Source organism: Natronococcus sp. JC468, assembly GCF_012163165.1.
Lineage (GTDB): Archaea > Halobacteriota > Halobacteria > Halobacteriales > Natrialbaceae > Natronococcus > Natronococcus jeotgali.
In genome coordinates this window covers 1-21,471 of sequence record NZ_JAAVUO010000005.1, presented here as the reverse complement: position 1 = coordinate 21,471, position 21,471 = coordinate 1, and the positions used below count along the sequence as shown (strand labels likewise).

Here is a 21,471-nt window from a genome sequence, read left to right as displayed (position 1 = left end):
TTATTTATCGGACGCCCGTTACGTATCCAAAATGGGTGAACGATCGGGGTCGACGACCCCGGGCAGCGACGGGGTGGCGCGAACCTACGAGCGGATCACCGACGCGGTGGTCGGACTCGACGGGGAGTTTCGGATCACGTTCTGTAACGCCGGCGCCGAGCGGGTACTGGACGCGAGCGGTGCGCAGCTCCGCGGAACGGCGATACAGGAGGCGGTTCCGAACGGGGTCGGAGCGACGGTTCGCGAGGGCTGTGAACACGCCCTCGAGACCCAGGAGTCGCTCGGGTTCGAGGAGTACTTCGACTCGCTGGAAGCCTGGTACGAACTGCGCGTCTATCCCGACGAGACGGCCGTGACGGTCCACTTCCGGGACGTGACCGATCGGGTCCGCCGGGAGGACCAGCTCCGCCGGCGCGAGCGCGCGCTCCAGGACGCCTACGAGGCTCTCGCGGATGCGAACCGGCCGCTCTCGGAGCAGATCGAGGTGCTACTGAGCATCGTCCGCGAGACGCTCGGCACCGAGTGCGGAACGCTGTCGTCGGTTCAGGAACGGACCAACGAGTACACCCTCGAGGCCGTCGACGCGGCCGAGGGGATCGACCTCGAGGCGGGGCGAACGGTGCCCCTCGACCGGACGAACTGCAAGCGCGTCGTCGACGCCGGACGAACGGTCGCGATCGAGGACGTCGGGGCCGACCCCGACGCGCCCGAGCCGGCCGACGGGGTCGCGAACGGGGCGGCCGCGGTCGCCTGCTACCTCGGCACGCCGATCTTCGTCGACGGCTCGGTGTACGGGACGTTCTGCTTCTACGACCGCGAGCCCTGTCCCGGCGGGTTCTCCGACTGGGAGCGCACCTTCGTCGGGCTGCTGGCGAACTGGGTCGGGTACAAAATCGAACGACAGCGCTACCGAAAGCGCCTCGAGTCCTCGAACGAGCAGCTCGAGCAGTTCGCGTACGCGGCCTCCCACGACCTCCAGGAGCCTCTGCGGATGGTCTCGAGCTACCTCTCGCTGCTCGAACGGCGTTACGGCGACGACCTCGACGCCGAGGGCCGGGAGTTTCTCGCGTTCGCCGTCGACGGTGCCGATCGAATGCGCGAGATGATCGAGGGGCTGCTCGCGTACTCCCGGGTTGAGACTCAGGGCGATCCCTTCGAGCCCGTCGACCTCGAGGCCGTCCTCGCGGACGTCGTCGACGACCTGCAGTTCAGGCTCGAGGAGACCGACGCGACGGTGTCGATCGGCTCGCTCCCCCGAGTCGAGGGCGACGCCGACCAGCTCCGGCAGGTGTTCCAGAACCTGCTCGAGAACGCCGTCGAGTACAGCGGCGACGAGCCGCCGACGGTACGGATTGCGGCAGATCGGGAGACTGCGTCGGGCTCGGCGCCCGACGGGGGCGAATCCGTCTCGCGGGGCGACGGAAAGTGGGTGATTTCGGTCAGCGACGCCGGCATCGGGATCGAGCCCGACGACCGCGAGCGGGTGTTCGACGTCTTCGAACGGCTGCACAGCCACGAGGCCCACGCCGGAACCGGGATCGGGCTCGCGCTCTGTCAGCGGGTCGTCGAGCGCCACGGCGGCGAGATCTGGATCGAGCCCGATCCGGAAGAGGGGACGACGTTTCGACTCACCCTGCCCGACGCCTCGAGCGGGACCGTCTGAGGCCGGCTACGCGGTCGACCCGGTCTCGATCTCGCCGTCGGCCGCGAGCCACTCCGTCAGGCTTCCCTCGTAGACGGAGACGGTCTCGTAGCCGAGCGCCGCGAGGACCGCGTAGGTGTGGCTGATCCGCCTGGCGGTGTTGCAGTAGAGGACGATCTCCCGATCGCGGGTGATCCCGCGGTCGTCGAACAGCGCCTCGAGCTCGTCGGTGGGTTTCAGGCGTCGCGTCTCGTCGTCGACGGCCGCGCGCCAGTCGAGTCGAACGGCTCCGGGAAGGTGAGCCTCCGCGTACTCCTCGGGGTCGCGGGTGTCGACGAGGACGGCATCGCCCTCGAGGGCGGCCTCAACGCCCGCGCGGTCGATCAGCGGACTCCCGTCGAACGAGAAGGGGTCGGCCGCGTACGCGGTCGGCTCGACGGTCGGCGTCTCGGTGTCGGTCTCGCGCTCGCGGTTCCAGGCGCTGAAGTCGCCGTCGAGCAGACGCGCGTCCTCGTGGCCGTACGCCCTCGCGGTGAGGAGAAACCGGGCCGCGAAGACGCCGTGGGTGTCGTCGTAGGCGACGATCGTGTCCTCGGGTTCGATGCCGACCTCGCCGAGGAGTTCCTCGAACGCCTCCCGTCCGGGGAGGGTCCCGGGGTCGGGTCCCGTTTCGTTGCGGTAGCTGTCGAAGGGAACGTTCACGGCGCCGGGCACGTGACCGATCCCGTCGTACTCCCAGGCGTCTCGAACGTCGACGACCGCGACGTCGGGGTCCTCGAGCCGGGTCGCAAGCCAGTCGGGCGAGACGACGACGGATTCGTCCATCGGTTCCGACCTGTCGCGGGGTGCCCGAGTAGACTCCGGTTCCGGCACGTCTCCCCGACGTACCGAGATCGTGGCAATACTTGCAGCGCCGTCCGATCGAACGCCGCCGCCGCCGCCGAGTTCGACGGGCGAACGACGGATCGTCTTCGCCGCCGCGCTCGGGGACGGGAGAGTAGGGGCAATATACTCCGGGAAAGTCGAGCGTCGACCGAATTGACCGGTTAGCTCGGGCCTATGTGGACGGAACGCCACGGATCGGGTATGGCAACGAACGACTACGCGACCGACGCGCTCGTCACGGCCGACTGGGTGGAGGACCGACTCGAGGAGTTCCAGAGCGACGACCCCGGGCTCCGGCTCGTGGAGGTCGACGTCGACACGGAATCGTACGACGAGGAACACGCCCCCGGCGCGATCGGGTTCAACTGGGAGACGCAGCTCCAGAACCAGACCCGACGGGACATCCTCGACAAAGAGGAGTTCGAGGAGCTGCTGGGCAGCCACGGCATCACCGAGGACTCGACGGTCGTCCTCTACGGTGACAACGCCAACTGGTTTGCCGCCTACGCCTACTGGCAGTTCAAGTACTACGGCCACGACGACGTCTACCTGCTCGACGGCGGCCGCGAGTACTGGCTCGAGAACGGCTACCCGACGACCGACGAGGTACCGGCGTTCTCCGAGACCGACTACGAGGCCGGCGGCCCGCGCGAGACGATCCGCGCCTACCGCGACGACGTTGAGAAGGCGATCGAACGCGACGTCCCGCTCGTCGACGTCCGCTCGCCCGAGGAGTTCACCGGCGAGATCCTCGCTCCCGCGGGCATGCAGGAGACCGCCCAGCGCGGTGGCCACGTCCCCGGCGCAAGGAACATCTCGTGGTCCGCCGTCACGAACGAGGACGGTACCTTCAAGAGCCGCGACGAGCTCGAGGAGCTCTACGCCGAGGAGGGCATCGACGGCGACGAGACGACCATCGCCTACTGCCGGATCGGCGAGCGCTCGTCGGTCGCCTGGTTCGCCCTGCACGAGCTGCTGGGCTACGAGGACGCCGTCAACTACGACGGCTCCTGGACCGAGTGGGGCAATCTCGTGAACGCCCCGGTCGAGACCGGCGAGTAACCGACGCGTCGCGGTCGGCCCGCGCTGCGGATTTCCTCGCGTTCGATCGGTTCCGGGAGCGACGACTCCCCTCGAGGCGGGTCGTGGCTGTCGGTAACGGCAGGCATAACCCGTCTCCGAACGAACCGTGGTTCGATGACAGACGCCGAGGAATTCCTCGAGACCGTCCGCGCCGAAAACGAAACCGAACTCTCCCGACTCGGCTCCTCGAAGTCGTTGTACGCCGACACCGGGGGCGAGATCGACACCGAACCCGTCCTGCGAGCGACGGCCGACGCCGAGTACGCCGCCTGGCGGACCTTCGAGGCCTGGGCCGACGACGAGGACCACGACGACGCCCGCGCGGCCTTCGAGGCGACGGCCACGGAGGAGCGAGATCACTACGAGACGGTCGCCGAGAAGCTCGACGGCTACGAGCCCGAGACGGTGCCGAACCTCCACGAATACCTGCGCGACCGCGAGGACACCGTCGAACGAACCGGCGCGCTGATCGGTCGGATCCTCGCGAGCCAGCGCTCGAAGAGCCAGATCGTCGGCTACTTCGTCGGCGACGCCGACCCCCAGACGGCGGGGCTGTTCCGCGAGTTCGGCGACGACTTAGACGACCAGCTCGAGCGCGCGACCGACCTGCTCGAGGAGGTCTGTCCCGACGAGGCCGACCGCGAGCGCGCACTCGAGGCCGCCAGCGGTGCGATCGAGGCCGCCTACGAGGAGTACGTCGCCTCCCTCGAGGAGCTGGGCGCGAACCCGAAACCGGTCTGTTGATCGCTCACGCGATCGGCTCGAGCCGCGACTCGAGGTCGTACTCCGCGACGGCTTCGGCGGAGAGCCCGGCGACGGCGTCGTGGAAATTCGTCCGATAGCTCGCCGGCCCCTCGTGGGGGAGTTCCGCGGCCCGTTCCCCCGCGATCCCGAACGCGAGCGTTCCGTCTACCGCCGCCCTGTGGGCGTCCTCGAGGGCGCCACAGAACGTCGCGATCGTCCCGCCGAGCATACAACCCGTGCCGACGACCTCGCCCAGTCGCTCGTGGCCAGCCGCGATCCGTGTCGCGCCGTCGGCGTCGGCGACGACGTCCTCGACGCCGGAGGCGACGACGACCGCGCCGGTCGACTCGGCGAGTGAGCGAGCCGTCGACTCGATGGCGTCGTAGTCGCCGACCGACTCGACGCCCCGAACCTCGGCCTCGACGCCTGCGAGCGCGCTGACCTCTCCGTAGTTTCCCTTGATCGCGGCGAACTCGTACTCGGTGAGCAGTTCCTCGGCGACCGCCTCCCGCGTCGGCGTCGAGCCGACGCCTACCGGATCGAGGACGATCGGAATCCCGCGGTCGTTGGCCGTCTCGGCCGCCTCGCGCATCGCCTCGAGCTTCGAGTCGGGAATCTGGCCGATGTTCAGCAGGACGGCGCTCGCGAGTTCGGCCATCTCGCCGGCGTCGCCGGGGGAGTCGGCCATCACGGGCAATCCGCCCCAGTGAAGGGTGAGGTTCGCGACGTCGTTGATCGTCACCTCGTTGGTCAGCGACTGCACCAGCGGCTCGGTTTCGGCGAGTTCCCCGAGGGAGTCCGCGAGCGTCGGCCGGGTCGTGTCGGATCTCGTCATGGTTCCGTCACTCTCGGCGCTCGAGGTCCTTCGCCGTTTCGACCGTTCGCGCGAGGGCGTCGGTCGCGGCAGCGGGATCGTCGGCCGCCGCGATCTCGCTGATGACCGCGACGCCGGCGGCGCCGGCCTCGGCGACGGGACCTGCGTTGCCGGCCGTGGTGCCGCCGATACCGACGACCGGGATCGAGACGGACTTGACGACTTCGGCGATCCGTTCGGGGCCGATTCCGTTCTCCGCTTCGGGAACGTCCTTCGAGGTGGTCCCGTAGACGCTGCCGACGCCGAGGTAGTCGGCGCCGTCGGCCTCGGCGCGTCGGGCTTCCTCGACGGTCGACGCCGAGCAGCCGACGATCGCCTCGGGACCGAGCAGGTCGCGAGCGACCGAGACGGGGAGATCCGACTGGCCGACGTGGACGCCGTCGGCGTTGATCGCCTCGGCGATGTCGACGCGGTCGTTGACGATCAGGTCGACGCCCGCCTCGGCGGTCAGCTCGCGCAGCTCGAGGCCGAGCTCGTACCGCGAGCGCGCGTTCGTCTCCTTCTCGCGGAGCTGGACGGCGTCGATCCCGCCCTCGATCGCCGCGCGGACGACCTCGGGGGTCGACCGATCCTCGGCGATCGACGCCTGCGTGACGAGGTAGGTTCGCCAGGTCGAGGGCTCCATGGTCGGTACTGCGCGCTTCCGGGCAAAAGAGACGACGGTTCGTGGGGCGTTCCCGAGCCGGGTCGACGGGACCAAGTCGCTCGACTGGAAACCGAGGGAGCCGAGCAGTAATGGTGCTGGCTCCCAACGGGGCGCACATGGCGCTCGAGCCCGACTCCGTCGAAACGGTCACGTTCGACTCCTACAGCACGCTCGTCGACGTCGACGCCGTCGAGAGCGCGCTCGAGATCCACCCTCCCGTCGACGACCCCGCGCCGATCTCCCGGACCTGGCGCGAGCGCTCGATGCAGTACACGCTCGTCGCGAACCACCTCGACGCCTACGAGACGTTCTACGAGGTCAACCGCGACGCCTTAGAGTACGCCCTCGCGGCTCACGGCGTCGACTGCGACCCCGAGGAGCGCGAGGAGATCCTGTCGGCCTACCACGACCTGCGGGTGTTCGACGACGTCCGGGAGAGCGTCGAGCGACTCCGGACGGCGGGCTACGACTGTTACGTCCTCTCGAACGGCAACCCCGAGATGCTCGAATCGATGATCGAGAGCGCCGGGATCGGCGACCTGCTCGAGGACGCCATCAGCGCCCACGAACTCGAGACATTCAAGCCCGCCCCCGAGCTCTACCGCCACGCCGCGGGCCGGACGGGAACCCCGATCGACGGGATCGTCCACGTTTCGGCGCTGTGGTTCGACGTCCAGGGAGCGGTCCACGCGGGCATGGGCGGGGCCTGGCTCGACCGAAAGGGCTATCCCGAGGAGCCGTTCGGGCCCGACCCCGACGTCGTCGTCGAGGGGCTGGACGAGCTGGCCGACACCCTCGAGGCCTGATCGCTACTCGAGCCGTTCGATCCCGGTTGCCAGCAGCGCCTCGAAGTCGTCGTCCTCGCGTACCGACGGGAACGGCCGGATCGGGTTCGGATCGGACCGTTTCTCCCCGATCGATCGGCGCCACCAGGCGACGTCGCGCCACTCGTCCTCGGCGTAGCCGATCGCGGGAAAGTCGACCAGCCGCTCGAAACCGAGTCGCTCGTGGAAGCCGACGGTCGACGGGTTCGGCACCGTCGTCACCGCGTAGGCGTCGCGGATCCCCTGGCGCTCGAGGACGGCGAACAGCGACTCGTACAGCGCCTCGCCGACCCCCGCCCGGCGGGCGCCCTCGGCGACGTAGACCGACAGCTCGACCACCCACTGGTAGGCTCGGCGCTTTCGCAGCGGGCCGGCGTAGGCGTAGCCGACCACCTCGCCCGCCCGCTCACAGACGAGCCAGGGGTGGTCCTCGAGCGTCGAGGCGATGCGGTCGGCCAACTCGTCTTCGGTCGGCGGCGTCTCCTCGAAGGTCACCGCGGTCGACTCGCAGAAGGGCGCGTAGATCTCGCGGACGGCGGGCGCGTCCGCGGGCGTCGCGACGCGAATGCGGGACTCCGATTCCATACGCGAGGGTTCGGCGCCCGGAGAATAAACGCGCCGAAGCGCGGACGGGGGACTCGGCTGATGTCCGTCTCGCCGTCGTTCGGTGACGGGCCGGAGCCGGCTCGCGGCCGCGCTCACTCGGACCGATCGATGCGGAGCGGTTGCCGCGACCGGTAGGTGAGCGTCCGCCAGAGCCACTCCATCGGCCCGAACCGAAAGTACCGCAGCCAGAGCACGGAGAGCGGAACCTGGACCGCCCAGATCGCCGCGACGACGCCGAACAGCTCGAGGCGGTTCAGCTGTCCGAACAGGCCGAGCCCGTGGCCGTAGAAGATCGACGTCGCGAGCACCGTCTGCAGGATGTAGTTGCTGAACGCGGTTCGACCGACGGCCGCGAGCGCTCCGGTGACGAGCCCCTCGGGGCGCCGCCGACAGTACAGCATCACCGCGCCGATGTACGCGCCCGCGAGGGGAAAGCTCCCCCAGTAGTTGAACTGCCGCCAGAACAGCGCCGCCCCGATCCCCCAGTCGTTGGCCTCGATGTACCAGACGCCCGCGAGGATAACGGCGAGTCCGGCGACGGCGCCGACCCCGATCAGCCGGCGGTAGAACCGCGACGAGCGCTCGTTGGTCAGGACGCCCCACTTGAACAGCGCCATCCCGAACAGCATGGTCCCGCCCACGCGCCAGGCGGTGTAACCGATCAGTCCCGTGGTCTGACGCTGAACGGACGTCGGGACCCGGTGGGTCATCTGCTCGAGCCACCCGCTTCGGTAGGTCCGGACCTCGGACAGGAGCGCCGACTCGGGGGGCTGCCAGGTGCCCGCGATCGCGGACGGATCCATCGTCAGCCCGGCCAGGACCTCGCTGACGGAAGGAAACGCAACCAACCCGATCCCCGCGAGCGCGAGCGTTCGCGCCGGGAGGTCCCGGACGGCGACGACGCCGAACGCACAGACCCCGTAGGCGACGAGGATGTCGCCGTACCACAGCAGGTACGCGTGGGCGAGACCGAACGCAACGAGCCACCCGGACCGCCGGAAGAACAGCTCCGAGACCGCGTCCCCGCGCCGTTCGGCGTTGCGCGTAAACAGGACGACGCCGCCCCCGAACAGGATCGTGAACAGGGTGATGAACTTCTGTTGGGCGAAGACGTGGCTGACGAACCAGGCCCAGTAGTTCGCGCCCGTAAAGTCGCCGTACAGCGTCGGATTCGACAGGGTCGATTCGGGCATCGAGAAGACCCAGACGTTGATCAGCAAGATGCCCAGCAGGGCGAACCCGCGGAGCGCGTCGAGGCCGACGATGCGATCCGCGGGGTCGGTCGGACCCGCCTCGTTCGGTTTAGAACCCATCGAACGAACCCCGAATCACGATCGGCTGTCGACTACGATACCCGTGCTGAATCATCGCGTACGTCTCACGTCGGACGACCGGTACAAAAACGGTGGTGCTCGACCCCCGCTAGCGACCCTCGTCGTGAGGGTTCATCGCCGTTCCGTAGGTCTCGGCGTGGTCGGCGTAGTCGATGAAGCGGGGCGCGTCGGGATCGAAGGGGCGCTCGAGGCTCTCGAAGGCCTTCTTCTTGTCCCAGCCCTGGAGCTTGCCGACCGCCGACTTGTCTTCGAGGTCGTGGTAGTCGAGTTTCGGCTCGGTGTGCTCCCAGGCTCGCACGCCGCGCTCGGTCCGGAGGATGACGCTCGAGTACTCGTCGCTCGAGCCCACGGAGCCGACGGTGACGTCGGCACAGAACCCGGTGAAATCGGCACACTCGTCGCAGCCCTTGAGCGCGGCGTCGTGGAAGTTCCCGATGTCCTCCTCTAAGATCATCCCGCCGTCGTGGTCGTAGACCATCAGCTTCCCGTGGAGGACGTCCATCTTGCCGATCTCGTCGGGCGAGATGCCCCGCTGCTCCTCGAGCTGTTCGCCCATGAGGCTGTAGTAGTTGAAGTTCTTCGTACACATCAGCGCGATCGTGTACTCGACGGCGCCGATCCCCTCGTCGTGGGCCTGGTAGTCCCACTCGAAGTCCTGCAGCGCGCGGAGCCCCTCGATCTCACAGGGCGTGCCGACCAGGGCGAGGCTCAGTTCGTCCCAGCTTTTGTCCGGGAGCTTGTGCTCCCACCGTTTCAGGTCGAGGTTGCCCAGCGCGAGCGTCTGGTTGTAGACCGTCCCTGCGTTCTCGACGAGTTCTTCCACGGTGGTCGCGAGGAAGCTCTCGGCCTTCCAGGGTTCGTCCTCGCTCTCGGTCGCGATCAGCGCACCGTCGATCTCGCCGGCCTCGAGCAGGCTCGCGAGCATCCCGGTGACGACGCCGCCGTCCTGGGCGCCGTCGGTCCAGTCCTCGTCGACTCGCGCGGAAAACTCCGTGATCGGGTCGCCCGCGCCCTTGACGTTGTCCTCGCCGCCCGTAATCACCCACTGGCGCTCGTAGCGCAGCCCACCGCGGGGACAGAAGTCCCAGCACAGCGAGCACCCCGTGCACATCTTGACGAGTTTCGGCAGGTCGTCCTCGCCGACGCCGATCGAATCGGAGGGGCAGGCGGCGACGCAGGTGCCACACTGGATGCACCGCCCCTCGTCGATGACCGCCTCGTCCAGTTCCATGAACCAGGTCTTCTCGTCGGGCGTCTCGATGTCGTTCATCTCCGAGCGAATGGAGTACTCGGGGGTCTCGAGGTCGACGCCCTCGGGGACGCCGACGCGGACGTCGGGCTCGCCGTCGTCGACGTTCTGACTGACGTTCTCGGCGGGCTCGGTGAACTCGAGATCGCCCAGGCTACCGTTCTCGTCGACGTTGGAGACCCCAGCTCCGTCAGTCGCGACGGACCGATCGTCGGCGTCGGTTGCGGCTTGCTCGCCGCACGTACAGGTGTCAGGCCCACAGCCCGCGCCCGCGGCAGTCTCGATCGCACCGTCGCGGGCGCGGTCGATCCCCTCGCGGGAACGGGGCGCGGCGCCGTTCGTCTCGGGGACGATGACGGCCTCGTCGTCGTCCTCGGACTCCGGAACGCCCGGGAGGACGCAGTCGTCTCGGTTCGCGGCTTCGCCGTCTTCTCGCGGGCTTCGCCCGCTCGAACGGTCCGCGGAGCTTCGCTCCGCGCTACTCACTCGATTCGAGGCCTCGCTTCGCTCGGCCTCGCGGCTCGCGTGTCGCTTCTCGCTCGCGGTTTCACCGCTCGCATCATCGGGACTCTCACTCCGTTCGGTCCCCGCCGCTCCCGCTCGCGTGTCTGAGGACTCACTATGTTCGTCCTCATCCTCAATCCCCATGGGCCACACCTCCGGCAACCGGCGCCTCGGCGCCCTGCATGATCGTCCGCAGGCGATCGTTGTCGACGCGACGGCACCACCCGTAGAACCGTTCGCCGTCCTCGCGTCCGTCGGCGTAGGCGTCGAACAACTGTTCGAGTGCCGGGATCACGGCGTCGGCGGGGACGGCGCTCTCGATCCAGTCGAGGAACTCGTTGTCCGCGCCGAGCGATCCGCCGAGGCCGACGTCCATCCCCTCGACGATATCGGACCCGTCCTCGTCGTCGAGCTTGACCGTCTCCCCGCGGAACCCGATGTCGGCGATCTGTGGCTGGGCACACGACGCGGAGCAGCCGGACATGTGCATCCGGATCGCCTCGATGTCGTCGGGGACGTCGATACGCTCGTCGAGTTCGCGGGCCCAGCGCCTGGTGCGCTTCTTGGTCTCGATGATCGCGTAGTTGCAGAACTCGTTGCCCGTACAGCCGACCGCACCCCGAGAGAACGGACCCGGGTCGGGCTGGTACTCCCGGGCGAACGGCTCCTCGAGGAGGTCGTCGACGTTCTCCTCGGGAACGTGCGTGATGAGAAAGTTTTGGTCCGTCGCGAGTCGGACGGAGGCGTTTTCGGTGCCGTACTCCCTGGCGGCGCGAGCCGCCGCGGCGAACTCGTCGCCGCCCATGCGTCCCGCGATCACGTTGAACCCGACGTACTGCAGGCCGTCTTGCTTCTGGTCGCGGACGCCGACGTGATCGCCCCGGTAGCCGACGGTCAGACTCCGGCCGCCGTCGGGCAGGTCGACCGTACAGCGCTCGCGGACCGCCTCCTCGAATCTCTCGGCCCCCAGCTGCTCGACGAGGTACCGCATTCGGCAGACGCCGCGGTTGTTCCGATCGCCGAGCTCCTTGAACGTCTGTGCGACCGCGCGGCAGAACTCGACGGCGTCTTCGGGGTGGACGAAGACGTCGAGTTCGGAGGCCATCCGCGGCCCGTCCGAGAGGCCGCCGCCGACACGGGCGTGGAAGCCGTAGCGGTGGTCGCCCCCGAGTTCCTTCCTCGCGGGGACGAGGCCGACGTCGTTGATCTGGGACTGCGCGCAGTCGTGGGCACAGCCCGTGATCGTGAGCTTGAACTTCCGCGGGAGGTTGGCGTACTCGCGGTTTCCGGTGAAAAAGTCGGAGACGGCGTCGACGACCGGTTGGGCGTCGAAGCACTCGTGGTCGTCGAGGCCGGCCGCGGGACAGCCGAGCACGTTTCGCGCGGAGTCGCCACAGCCCTGAACCGTCGTCAGGCCGACCTCGTCGTAACGCTCCCACAGCTCGGGGACGTCCTCGACGCGGATCCAGTGTTTCTGGATGTCCTGTCGGGTCGTGATGTCGAGGTAGGCGTCTCCCCAGAGTTCGTTCTGCTCCGTTCCGCCGTACTCCTCGGGGGCGACGGCATAGTCGGCGGCGCACTCGCCGATGACCTCCGCCTGCTCGGGAGTGAGGTTACCGCCCGGCACCTTGGTCCGGATCATGAAGTAGCCCTCCTGTTTCTGGGCGTACATCCCGGCCCACTTCAGACGCTCCCACTCCCCGCCGCCGGCCCGTTCCTCGATCTGCTCGAACGTCAGCCCGTCGGCGGCGTACTCGTAAACGTCGTCGATCACGTCGAGCGGGTGTTTGTTCTGCTTGTGCCGTTCGGTCTCGTTCATCTGTACCACCGTCGGGGTACCGGCTCGGCGATCGACGCGCCGAGGGGGGCCTCTCGAGGGACCATCATTTGCTGCGTAATACCATCCCACACATATACGGCTCCGCGAACAGGCGATCCCTGACGGAGCTAGGCCGATGCGGTAATAGTTGCCACTACCCGTCCGGGCTGCGTCCGAGAGTAGCCGAGCTGGGCTCGAGGACGCCGTTTGTCGCTCCGGAACGTCGTCTCGAGTCGGAGATGGCGGCAACTGCCGCCGGTTTCTGGAAGGAGGGACGTCTCGACGGCACCGCTCGAGAAAAACCGCGTCGACGACGGTCGAAATCGGGCCGTGCTCCGATCCGACACCGGAGGCGGCGTCGCTACTCCTCCTCGAGGAGGCGAGCGACTACCTCGTCGGGATCGAACCGCTCGAGGTCGTCGTACCCCTGTCCGACCCCGAGGAAGAGGATCGGCTTGCCCGTCACGTGGGCGATCGAGATCGCCGCGCCGCCGTTGGAGTCGGCGTCGGCCTTCGTGAGGATCGCGCCGTCGATCTCCGCGGCCTCGTCGAACTCGCGGGCGCGGTTGACCGCGTCCTGGCCGGCGACGGCCTCGTCGACGAACAGCGTCAGATCCGGATCGACGACCCGATCGATCTTCTCGAGTTGGTCCATCAGCCCCTCGTTGGTGTGGAGCCGTCCGGCGGTATCCGCAAGCACGACGTCGACGTCGTTGGCCTCAGCGTACTCGACGGCGTCGTAGAGCACGGCCGCGGGGTCGCCGCCCTGCTCGTGGCTGATGCACTTTCGACCGAGCGCGTCGGCGTGCTCCTGGATCTGCTGGTTCGCGCCCGCGCGGTAGGTGTCGCCGTTTGCCAGCACCGTCGAGTACCCGCGCTCCTCGAGGTAACGGCTCATCTTCGCGATCGTCGTCGTCTTGCCGACGCCGTTGACGCCCGTAAACAGCAGGACGGCAGGTTTGTCCTCGACGGCGATCCGCTCGTCGAAGTCGAACTGTCCGACGCTGATCACGTCCCGGATCGCGTCCTGAAGCGCCTGCTCGACGACCTCCTCGGTCGAGGAGGTAAACGACCGGGTCTCGTTGACCAGCTCGTCGCGGATGTTGTCGATGATCTCCCGGGCGACCTCCATCTCGACGTCGCTCGTGAGCAGCGCCATCTCGAGTTCCTCGAGCGACTCCTCGAGGACCTCCTCGGCGATCATGAACTCGCCTTTGACCAGCGAGCGAGCCTTGTCGCCGAAGCTCAGACCGCCGCTGTCGGCATCGGCGTCCTCGTCCGGCGCCGCGGTCGCGGTTCCGTCGAGCGTCCCGGCGGCGGAATCGGTGTCCTCGATCTCGGCGGTAGCGTCGGCGTCTTCCGCGACCGTGTCCGCGTCCTCGATCTCGGCGGGGACGCCCGTTTCGACGCTCTCGACGTCGGTAGCGGTCGCGTCGTCGGGCCGGGCTCCGGTATCGGTCGGCTCGTCCTCGATGCGGGGCTCCGACGCCGCGTCGGTCGGCTCGGACGCGTCGCTCGGGGACTCCCCCGGCGTCGACTCGTCGGCGACCGCACCGCCAGCGTCGGCCGACTCGGCGTCGACCCGGCCGTCGTCCTCGCCCGCCTCGACCTCCTCGACGTTCTCTTCGGCGGCCTCCTCGGCGTCCTTCCGGAAGCTTCCGAGTTTCTTCTTCAGGTTGTCGAACATGGGTGCGACCCGCTAGACTACTCGTCCGGGCCCTGCCCCTGTCCCATCTGTTGCATCTGCTGTTGCATCGCCTGCTGCTGGAGCTGCTGGGCCTGCTGTTCGAGCTCGCTGCTCTCGGCCTCGAGCTCCGTGATCTCCTCGTTGACGTCCTCGATCTGGTCGTCGAGTCGGTCCTTGCGGTTCTCGAGGGCGTCGACGGCGTCGTCCTCCTCGAACTCCGCGGCGTAGTCGGCGCCCAGGTCGACGATCACTTCGTCGATGTCCTCGATCGTCGCCCGCAGGTAGGCGCCCCCGCCGAGGGGGACCTGGACGGTCGCGTCGCTCTCGAGGGTGTCGAGCGCCTCGATGGCCTCGTCGACGTCGTGTTTCTCCTGCTGGAGGTCCTGAACGTTCCCCTGAAGGGTCTCGATCTGTTCCTCGATCTCCTGAAGTTCCTGTGAGAGCTGCTGAAGTTGCTGTTGTCCCATAGCACTGTTTGCGGCAGGCAGTCGGAAGAATCTTCCCTTCCGGCGAGGCCGGTGAACGGGGGTCGAACGGCGGGACGGCGAGGAGGCGGGACGAACGGTTCACGCCGCCGACGGTTCCGGAGGGCCAAACGGTTTCACCCGAGGTTGCGTACGCCCGATCATGTCCGAACACGATCCGGCGGCGTTGCTACCCAACGAGCGAATGCAAGAGCAGGCCCTCGAGGGCGAGGTGACCCAGATCCACCGCGGCAGCCGGTACGCCGAGGAAGGTGACACGTTCGCGATCGAGGGGACGACCTTCGAGGTGACGGACGTCACCGAGCGGACGCTGGGCGATCTGACCGACGAGGACGCCCGCGCGGAGGGGATGGACGACCTCGAGGCCTACGAGCGCCTGCTCGAGCGCGCCCACGACGACTTCGAGTGGGACGACGACAGCGAAGTCGTGCGCCACCGGTTCGAACGCCAGCAGTAGTCGACTCAGAGCACGCTGCTCGAGAGAGAAAAACGAAGCGGACGGTCCCGCGGTCGGTTACTCGAGGTAGCCCAGCGCGTCCTCGATCCGGCCCAGCTCCGGTCCGGTCGTCTCGTCGCCGACGACGTAGCCGGCCTCGTTGGCGAGCAGGCCCGAGCCGACCAGCGGCGCACCGTAGTTGACGGTGCCGACGTCGGCCCGGACGTCTAAGGCGTCCTCGAGGACGTCCAGTTCCTCGTCGGTGGCCTTCGGGTGACAGAGCACCCCGCTGTTAGTCGCGACCGCGGCGGTGCCGACCGTGCGGACGCCCGCGAGGTCGCCGCGCTCGACGGGCACCTCGAGGGTGTCCTTGACGACCTGGATCGCCTCCCGTGTCAGATCGGGGTGGACGTAGGCGCCGTAGTCGTTCGCGAGGACGACGTTCCCGGCGGCGTTGACGTTACCCGGCAGCTCGGCGATGGGGAGATCGACCTCCTCCTCAAGTCGCTCGCGCTCGTACTCCAGTACCCGCGAGCTGACGAGCAGGCCGTTCTCGTTGCCCGTCGCGAGGGCGCCGACCGTCGAGGAGCCGCCGACGGTCGTCTGGACCGCAGGCACCTCGAGCTCGTCGGTCAGGTCGGCGACGGTGTCGTCGTCGACGTCGGGGCGGACGATGACACAGGCGTCGGTCGCGCGGGCGAAAACGCCGACGTAGGCCGATCCGGCGAAGGCGAGACGCTGCAAGTTTACTCGGCGACCTCGGCCTCGACGACGGGTTCGCCCTCCTCCTCGAAGCGGGCCGCGCGGACGCGGAGCTTCCGCGGCGGGTTCGATCGACCCTGCGACCAGACTTCCTCGTTGATCGAGGGGTCCAGTCGGATGGCGTCCTCGTCGACCGCGAAGTGTTTCGCGAGGTGTTCCCGAACCAGCCGCATCGCCAGGTCCGCGGCCTCGTGGTTGGCGCCCTTCTTGACGTCACGCAGCGGGACGGTGACGACCCGCTCCTCGAAATCGCTTGCACTCATTGTTACTCGTCAGTGTCGTTGCGCCGCCAGTTGCGCCGCTTCGGGTTCCGCTGCACTTCCATGTCGGTCTTCATCATGACCCAGACCGGCACGCGGCTGTTCTGGTTCTCGAGTTTGGCAAGTCGCTTCTTCTTGCCCTTCGATTTCTTACCCATAGTAGCCGGACGTAGCCCGCGGTGGCTTAAAATGTTGTCCATCTCGCGGGGCGCAGCGCCGTCACCGCTCACTCGAGGGGGAACCGCTCGACGGTCGCGTACTCGGGACCGTCCTCGGTCAGGGTGCTCTCGGTGAGGCGGATCTCGTCGACGCGCATCTCACCGACCGTCGGGTCGCGCTCGCGGACGAGCTTCTGGACCAGCTCCTTGCCCCCGGCGTGTTCCATCCGCGCGAGCGTGACGTGGGGGGTGAAGTCGTGGGACTCCTCGTCGAACCCCATCGCCGTCGTCCGCTGCTCGACGGCCTCGTGGAGCCGGGTGAGCTCCGCGCCGCCGGCTTCGGTGCCGAACCAGACGACGCTGATGTACTCGAGGTCGGGGAAGACGCCGAGTCCGTCGAACCGAACGGTGAACGGAGAGACCGCGGCCTCGTCGACCGCGGCCCGCAGTTCCCTCGAGAGCGTCGGCACGCGGTCCTCCGCAACTTCGCCGAGGAACTTCAGCGTGAGGTGGGCCTGCTCGGGGTCGGTAAACCGCAGCCCGCTCGCCTCGGCGAACTCCGCCTGGAGGTCGGCGACCGGCTCCGCGAGGTCGTCCGGGAGATCGACACTGACGAACAGTCGCATACGCGTCCCTTGGACGGGATCGTACTCAACGGTGACGGTGACCGGGGCCGAATCCGGCAGCCGAGTGGACCCTGCTTAAGCGGCTGGGCGAGAAACGAGGAGCCATGTCCGACACCTTCGTCGTCGTCGGCGGCGACGCCGCCGGGATGTCAGCGGCGAGCAAGGCCAAACGCGACGACCCCGACCTCGAGGTCGTCGTCTTCGAGAAGGGCGAGTGGGTCTCCTACGGCGCCTGCGGGCTCCCCTACTACGTCAAGGGGGAGATCCAGTCGCTCGAGGAGCTGGTCTCCGTGACCCCCGAACAGTTCCGCGAGGAACGGGACATCGACCTGCGGACGGGCCACGAGGTCGTGGCGATCGATCCCGACGAACGGACGGTCACCGCCGAGAGCGAGGACGGCACCGTTACACAGTCGTACGACTCCCTGCTGCTCGCGACGGGCGCCGCGGCGACCGAACCCCCGGTCGAGGGCACCGACCTCGAGGGCGTCTACACGCTAGGCTCGATGAGCGACGGGAAGGAGCTCCGGGAGTACGTCGCCAGGGCTCGCGAAGACGAGACGTTTCAACAGCCCGACCGCGGGCCGGCCTGTCAGTACCTCGAGGACTGTACGGGCCCCGTCGCGGTCGTCGGCGGCGGCTACGTCGGCATCGAGATGACCGAGGCGCTGGCCGCCAACGGCTTCGAGGTCCACCTCTTCCAGCGCGGCGAGCGCCTGCTGCCGGCGTTCGGCGAGGCGACCAGCGAGGCCGTCGCCGACCACCTCCGGGAGCGGGACGTCCGGGTCTACCTCGGCAGCGAGGTCGAGGCCCTCGAGGGCGAGGACGCGGTCGAGACGGTCGTCGCCGCCGACGAGCGGGTCGACGTCGAGATGGCGCTGCTCGGGACGGGGGTTCGTCCGCGGACGGAGCTGGCCGAGGACGCGGGACTCGAGCTCGGGCCGACGGGTGCGATCGCGACCGATCCCTACCGCGAGACCAGCGCGGACGACGTCTACGCGGCGGGCGACTGCGCGGAGGCGACCCACGCCGTCACCGGCGAGCCGACGTACGTCCCCCTGGCGCTGACCGCGAACCGTCACGGCCGCGCGGTCGGCCAGACCGTCGCGGGGCAGCCGACGACGGGCGGGGCGGTCGCGGGGACGGCGGCGATCAAGGCGTTCGACGTCGAGGCTGCCCGAACGGGAATTCTCGACCACGACGAGGCCCGCGAGGCCGGGTTCGACCCCGTCACGGAGACGATCGACGCGAACTCGCGGGCGGGCTACTACCCCGAGGACGGCACCGTCACCGTCACGCTGACCGCCGACCGCGACACCGGGCGAGTCCTCGGGGCAAGCCTCGTCAGCGAGTACGGCGAGGGGGCGGTCCACCGCAGCCACGCGGTCGTCGCCGCCCTCCACGAGGGCGCGGCCGTCGAGGACCTCGAGAACTACGATCTGGCGTACGCGCCGCCCTTCAACACGACGTGGGATCCCGTCCTCGTCGCGGCGAAGGTGCTCTCGGGAGAGCTACGATAACGCGACCTGAAGAGCGCTACAGAGCCAGCCGATGCGAACACGGTGCTTACCGAGAACACCACGAAAGCCCCTGCGTGCTCGACTCCCAGGACTCGCTGTGCGCCGCCTCCGGCGGTGCTCGCTTCGTCCGGGTTCGTCGAGCACGCAGCCCCTTTCAGTCCCGCCCGCGGTGGCTTGACCGATCAGCCGGCACGGGTGGGACTGAAAGGGGCCGCCACCCGTCGGGAAGATGGCCGATGCAAGCACTGACCGAGCCGAGCGAGGGAAGCGCGCAGCGAGGGCTTCGACCGACGGGTGGCGGGGCTTTCGTGGTGTTCGTTCTGTTGCCAACGCTGTGAGTACGGAACGCAGATATCACCAGGTCGCAGCCCTTAACAGTCGTCGCGCCCACTTTCCATCAATGACTGACCGAGAGGGCGACTCCGACCATCCCTTCTCCGAAGGGGAAGGGTTCGGAGACGACTACGACGAGTTCGATCTCGACCCGCCCGAGCTCGGCGTCGACCCCGCGAAGGTCGACCCCGTCGACTCGCGGGTCGTCACCGACACCCTCGACAGACACAGCATCGACAGCGACGAGGTCGACGCGAGCGAACTGCTCGACGTCGGGCTGAACTACATGCAGATCAACCGCTACGAGCAGGCGACCGAGGCCTTCGAGCGAACCGCCCGCTTCGCCGACGACGACCGCCTCGAGCAGGAGGCCTGGACGAACAAGGGCGTCGCCCACGCCGAACTCGAGGAGTACGACGAGGCGATCGGCGCCTACCGCGAGGCGCTGTCGATCGACGAGGACAGCGAGCACGCCGCCACCGCCGAGACGAACCTCGCCTACGCGCTCTGGGAGTTCGGCGAGACCGCCCAGGCCCTCGAGCACGCCGAGCGGGCCGTCGAGCTCGACGAGCGGTTCGCCGAGGGGTGGTACAACCGCGCCTTCTTCCTCTCCGAGCGCGGGCTGTCCGAGGACGCCCTCCACTGCATCGACAACGCGATCCGGCTGGGGATGCGCAACTCCCGGGTGCTCGAAGAGAAGGCCGAGATCTTGGAGGAACTCGGCGAGTACGACGAGGCCGAGGAGATCGCCGAGGAGGCGAACGAGATGCGCGAGCGGGCCGAACAGCGCGTGATGGAAGAACGCGAGGAGATGACTGGCCAGCAGGCTGGCGGCCGTCGCCCGCCCGAACGCGACGACGTCGAGGTCACCGATCCCGGCCGAGCGCCGGAGGCCGACGACGAGTGGCAACTCGAGTGAGGCATGATCGTCAACGAACGCGAGACCCAGGAGGGCCTGCTCGTCTCGGTCTGTGACGCCGACGTCCTCGGCGAGACCTTCGAGGGCGACGAGATTACGCTGACCGTAACCGAGAAGTTCTACGGCGGCGACGCCGTCGACGAGACGGCGGTCGTCGACAGTCTCGCGCGCGCGACGGTCGCCAACATCGTCGGGACGCGGGCCGTCGAACTCGCCCTCGAAGAGGGCTTTATCGACGAGGCGAACGTCCTCGAGGTCGGGGAAACGAGACACGCCCAGCTGCTGCGGATGTAGTAGCCGGTTGCGGCCGTCTACGGCCTTCTTGAGCCGGTATACTCCCTATTGATGTTACGTCAATCGTGAATGATACCAAAGTGTGTTGGGGTTAACGGTATTTACGGAGCGGTCCTACGTGGAACTACGACAGGGCCCTACCACCACCACACCAGAGTCACACACCCGAGTCGTTCGGCGTTCCCTGTCGTGACACACCACCACCCACCCACCCTTTCAGTTCGACACCCGAACCACTGAGCGGCCGCGCTGTCGCCGGACCGAAGGAGTGTTTTGTCTGGGAATCCTCCCTACGCGTAATGACCCACCAGAACCTCGCCGTCGACGTCGAGGCCATCCGCGACGAGTTCCCCATCCTCGAGCGGGAGTTCGACGGCCAGCAGGTCGTCTACCTCGACAACGCGGCGACGACCCAGACCCCGGATCCCGTCGTCGACGCGATGAGCGACTACTACCGCGAGTCCAACGCGAACGTTCATCGGGGGATTCACCACCTGAGCCAGGAGGCCTCGGAGGCCTACGAGAGCGCCCACGACCGCGTCGCGGAGTTCGTCGGTGCCGACGGCCGCGAGGAGATCATCTTCACGAAGAACACCACCGAGAGCGAGAACCTGCTCGCGTACTCGTGGGGACTGAACGAACTCGAGCCCGGCGACGAGGTCGTCCTCACCGAGATGGAACACCACGCCTCGCTGGTGACCTGGCAACAGATCGCCAAGCGAACCGGCGCCAGCGTCGAGTACGTCCGCGTCGACGAGGACGGCCGCCTCGACATGGACCACGCCCGGGAACTGATCGGCGACGACACCGCTATCGTCTCGGCGGTCCACGTCTCGAACACGCTGGGAACGATCAACCCCGTCGCCGAGCTGACCGAACTGGCCCACGAGCACGACGCCCTCTCGTTTATCGACGGCGCCCAGGCGGTGCCCAACCAGCCCGTCGACGTCAAGGAGATCGGCGCCGACTTCTACGCCTTCTCGGGCCACAAGATGGCCGGCCCGACCGGGATCGGCGTCCTCTACGGCAAGCGGGAGCTGCTCGAGGCGATGGAACCCTACCTCTACGGCGGCGGGATGATCCGGAAGGTCACCTTCGAAGACTCGACCTGGGGCGAACTCCCCTGGAAGTTCGAGCCCGGAACACCGCCGATCGCCGAGGCCGTCGGCCTCCACGCGGCGGTCGACTGGCTCGAGGAGATCGGTATGGACCGCATTCGGGATCACGAACAGGAGCTCGCGCGCTACGCCTACGACCAGCTCGAGGACGAGGGCGACGTCGAGATCTACGGCCCCGAACCCGGCGACGATCGGGGCGGGCTCGTCAGCTTCAACGTCGAGGGCGTCCACGCCCACGACCTCACCTCGATCCTGAACGACCACACGGTCGCGATCCGGGCGGGCGACCACTGCACCCAGCCGCTGCACGACAAGCTTGGCGTCGCGGCGTCGGCTCGAGCCTCCTTTTACGTCTACAACACGCGGGAGGAGGTCGACAAGCTGGTGGCGGCGCTCGACGACGCGAGACAGCTGTTCGCGTAGGATCGCCGAGTTCGCTTCTCCGTCCCGATTTCGACGGCTACTGCCCAACCGACGGAGGCGACCGATACCCGCCGAGTCTATGGGAGGGCGACCCCAGGGCGGCAGTCGCTCACTCAACTTTCACCCCTCGGTTTACGGAAGGGCAAAGAGAAAGCCCCGTGCTTTAGCACGGGGATGAATCCAACAATTGACTCCTCCGTCCACAGTCAATAGCACATCTGAGTTTGAAACCATTAACAT

At 68.0% G+C, this 21,471-nt stretch carries 22 protein-coding genes; 9 read left to right on the top strand and 13 right to left on the bottom strand.

Going from position 1 to position 21,471, the window contains the following annotated elements; translation table 11 throughout:
* Nucleotides 1–31: 31 nt before the first annotated feature.
* On the top strand, nucleotides 32–1,663 hold the full coding sequence (locus tag GWG54_RS04520) for an ATP-binding protein (protein WP_167936648.1): 1,632 nt from the start codon (nucleotides 32–34) through the stop codon (nucleotides 1,661–1,663).
* A 6-nt stretch (nucleotides 1,664–1,669) separates the two neighbouring features.
* Here the strand turns inward: GWG54_RS04520 and GWG54_RS04515 are convergent, their stop codons facing one another.
* A complete protein-coding gene (locus tag GWG54_RS04515) occupies nucleotides 1,670–2,467 on the bottom strand; it encodes a sulfurtransferase (protein WP_167936647.1) in 798 nt (265 codons plus the stop codon).
* Nucleotides 2,468–2,728: 261 nt separating this feature from the next.
* Between GWG54_RS04515 and GWG54_RS04510 the strand changes: the two genes are divergently transcribed.
* Together GWG54_RS04510 and GWG54_RS04505 are read left to right on the top strand one after the other, a co-directional pair.
* On the top strand, nucleotides 2,729–3,589 hold the full coding sequence (locus GWG54_RS04510) for a sulfurtransferase (protein WP_167936646.1): 861 nt from the start codon (nucleotides 2,729–2,731) through the stop codon (nucleotides 3,587–3,589).
* Nucleotides 3,590–3,724: 135 nt separating this feature from the next.
* The gene (locus GWG54_RS04505) at nucleotides 3,725–4,354 is read left to right on the top strand and encodes a rubrerythrin family protein (RefSeq protein WP_167936645.1); all 630 of its coding nucleotides are present in this window, start codon (nucleotides 3,725–3,727) and stop codon (nucleotides 4,352–4,354) included.
* A 4-nt stretch (nucleotides 4,355–4,358) separates the two neighbouring features.
* On the opposite strand, the gene thiM is transcribed toward GWG54_RS04505, so the two are convergent.
* Both thiM and thiE read right to left on the bottom strand, forming a co-directional pair.
* Complete coding sequence (gene thiM, locus GWG54_RS04500) at nucleotides 4,359–5,189, bottom strand: hydroxyethylthiazole kinase (RefSeq protein WP_167936644.1); 831 nt, start codon at nucleotides 5,187–5,189, stop codon at nucleotides 4,359–4,361.
* Between the two features lie 7 nt (nucleotides 5,190–5,196).
* On the bottom strand, nucleotides 5,197–5,853 hold the full coding sequence (thiE, locus tag GWG54_RS04495) for a thiamine phosphate synthase (protein ID WP_167936643.1): 657 nt from the start codon (nucleotides 5,851–5,853) through the stop codon (nucleotides 5,197–5,199).
* Between the two features lie 137 nt (nucleotides 5,854–5,990).
* Between thiE and GWG54_RS04490 the strand changes: the two genes are divergently transcribed.
* Nucleotides 5,991–6,680 (top strand): haloacid dehalogenase type II, encoded by a 690-nt coding sequence (locus GWG54_RS04490; protein ID WP_167936771.1) that lies wholly within the window; start codon nucleotides 5,991–5,993, stop codon nucleotides 6,678–6,680.
* Nucleotides 6,681–6,683: 3 nt separating this feature from the next.
* On the opposite strand, the gene GWG54_RS04485 is transcribed toward GWG54_RS04490, so the two are convergent.
* The 6 genes from GWG54_RS04485 to pfdA all read right to left on the bottom strand — a co-directional run bounded on the left by GWG54_RS04485 (nucleotide 6,684) and on the right by pfdA (nucleotide 14,364).
* Nucleotides 6,684–7,283, bottom strand: coding sequence for a GNAT family N-acetyltransferase (locus GWG54_RS04485; protein WP_167936642.1), 600 nt, complete (start codon nucleotides 7,281–7,283; stop codon nucleotides 6,684–6,686).
* A gap of 113 nt (nucleotides 7,284–7,396) precedes the next feature.
* Complete coding sequence (locus GWG54_RS04480) at nucleotides 7,397–8,617, bottom strand: DUF418 domain-containing protein (protein WP_167936641.1); 1,221 nt, start codon at nucleotides 8,615–8,617, stop codon at nucleotides 7,397–7,399.
* Between the two features lie 109 nt (nucleotides 8,618–8,726).
* Nucleotides 8,727–10,535 carry a Coenzyme F420 hydrogenase/dehydrogenase, beta subunit C-terminal domain gene (locus GWG54_RS04475; protein ID WP_167936640.1) on the bottom strand — a complete coding sequence of 603 codons (1,809 nt, stop codon included), beginning with the start codon at nucleotides 10,533–10,535 and terminating at the stop codon, nucleotides 8,727–8,729.
* A complete protein-coding gene (locus GWG54_RS04470; RefSeq protein WP_167936639.1) occupies nucleotides 10,525–12,210 on the bottom strand; it encodes a nitrite/sulfite reductase in 1,686 nt (561 codons plus the stop codon). The genes GWG54_RS04475 and GWG54_RS04470 overlap by 11 nt, the downstream gene beginning before the upstream one ends.
* Before the next feature lie 361 nt (nucleotides 12,211–12,571).
* A complete protein-coding gene (gene ftsY, locus GWG54_RS04465; RefSeq protein WP_167936638.1) occupies nucleotides 12,572–13,897 on the bottom strand; it encodes a signal recognition particle-docking protein FtsY in 1,326 nt (441 codons plus the stop codon).
* A gap of 17 nt (nucleotides 13,898–13,914) precedes the next feature.
* The gene (gene pfdA / locus GWG54_RS04460; protein ID WP_167936637.1) at nucleotides 13,915–14,364 is read right to left on the bottom strand and encodes a prefoldin subunit alpha; all 450 of its coding nucleotides are present in this window, start codon (nucleotides 14,362–14,364) and stop codon (nucleotides 13,915–13,917) included.
* Between the two features lie 160 nt (nucleotides 14,365–14,524).
* On the opposite strand from pfdA, the gene GWG54_RS04455 reads away from it, so the two are divergent.
* On the top strand, nucleotides 14,525–14,839 hold the full coding sequence (locus GWG54_RS04455; RefSeq protein WP_167936636.1) for an ASCH domain-containing protein: 315 nt from the start codon (nucleotides 14,525–14,527) through the stop codon (nucleotides 14,837–14,839).
* Between the two features lie 57 nt (nucleotides 14,840–14,896).
* On the opposite strand, the gene GWG54_RS04450 is transcribed toward GWG54_RS04455, so the two are convergent.
* The 4 genes from GWG54_RS04450 to thpR all read right to left on the bottom strand — a co-directional run bounded on the left by GWG54_RS04450 (nucleotide 14,897) and on the right by thpR (nucleotide 16,624).
* Nucleotides 14,897–15,562, bottom strand: a complete 666-nt coding sequence (locus tag GWG54_RS04450; RefSeq protein ID WP_167936635.1) for a translation initiation factor IF-6 — start codon at nucleotides 15,560–15,562, stop codon at nucleotides 14,897–14,899.
* Nucleotides 15,563–15,564: 2 nt separating this feature from the next.
* A complete protein-coding gene (locus tag GWG54_RS04445; protein ID WP_167936634.1) occupies nucleotides 15,565–15,843 on the bottom strand; it encodes a 50S ribosomal protein L31e in 279 nt (92 codons plus the stop codon).
* Between the two features lie 2 nt (nucleotides 15,844–15,845).
* Nucleotides 15,846–15,998, bottom strand: a complete 153-nt coding sequence (locus GWG54_RS04440) for a 50S ribosomal protein L39e (protein WP_008421366.1) — start codon at nucleotides 15,996–15,998, stop codon at nucleotides 15,846–15,848.
* A 68-nt stretch (nucleotides 15,999–16,066) separates the two neighbouring features.
* Nucleotides 16,067–16,624, bottom strand: coding sequence for an RNA 2',3'-cyclic phosphodiesterase (gene thpR / locus GWG54_RS04435; protein ID WP_167936633.1), 558 nt, complete (start codon nucleotides 16,622–16,624; stop codon nucleotides 16,067–16,069).
* A 104-nt stretch (nucleotides 16,625–16,728) separates the two neighbouring features.
* On the opposite strand from thpR, the gene GWG54_RS04430 reads away from it, so the two are divergent.
* The 4 genes from GWG54_RS04430 (at nucleotide 16,729) to GWG54_RS04415 (ending at nucleotide 21,231) form a co-directional block, all read left to right on the top strand.
* A complete protein-coding gene (locus tag GWG54_RS04430) occupies nucleotides 16,729–18,144 on the top strand; it encodes an FAD-dependent oxidoreductase (RefSeq protein WP_167936632.1) in 1,416 nt (471 codons plus the stop codon).
* Between the two features lie 400 nt (nucleotides 18,145–18,544).
* Complete coding sequence (locus tag GWG54_RS04425; RefSeq protein WP_167936631.1) at nucleotides 18,545–19,396, top strand: tetratricopeptide repeat protein; 852 nt, start codon at nucleotides 18,545–18,547, stop codon at nucleotides 19,394–19,396.
* Between the two features lie 3 nt (nucleotides 19,397–19,399).
* Complete coding sequence (locus tag GWG54_RS04420) at nucleotides 19,400–19,690, top strand: DUF424 domain-containing protein (RefSeq protein WP_167936630.1); 291 nt, start codon at nucleotides 19,400–19,402, stop codon at nucleotides 19,688–19,690.
* A 299-nt stretch (nucleotides 19,691–19,989) separates the two neighbouring features.
* Nucleotides 19,990–21,231 carry an aminotransferase class V-fold PLP-dependent enzyme gene (locus tag GWG54_RS04415; RefSeq protein ID WP_167936629.1) on the top strand — a complete coding sequence of 414 codons (1,242 nt, stop codon included), beginning with the start codon at nucleotides 19,990–19,992 and terminating at the stop codon, nucleotides 21,229–21,231.
* Nucleotides 21,232–21,471 lie beyond the last annotated feature (240 nt).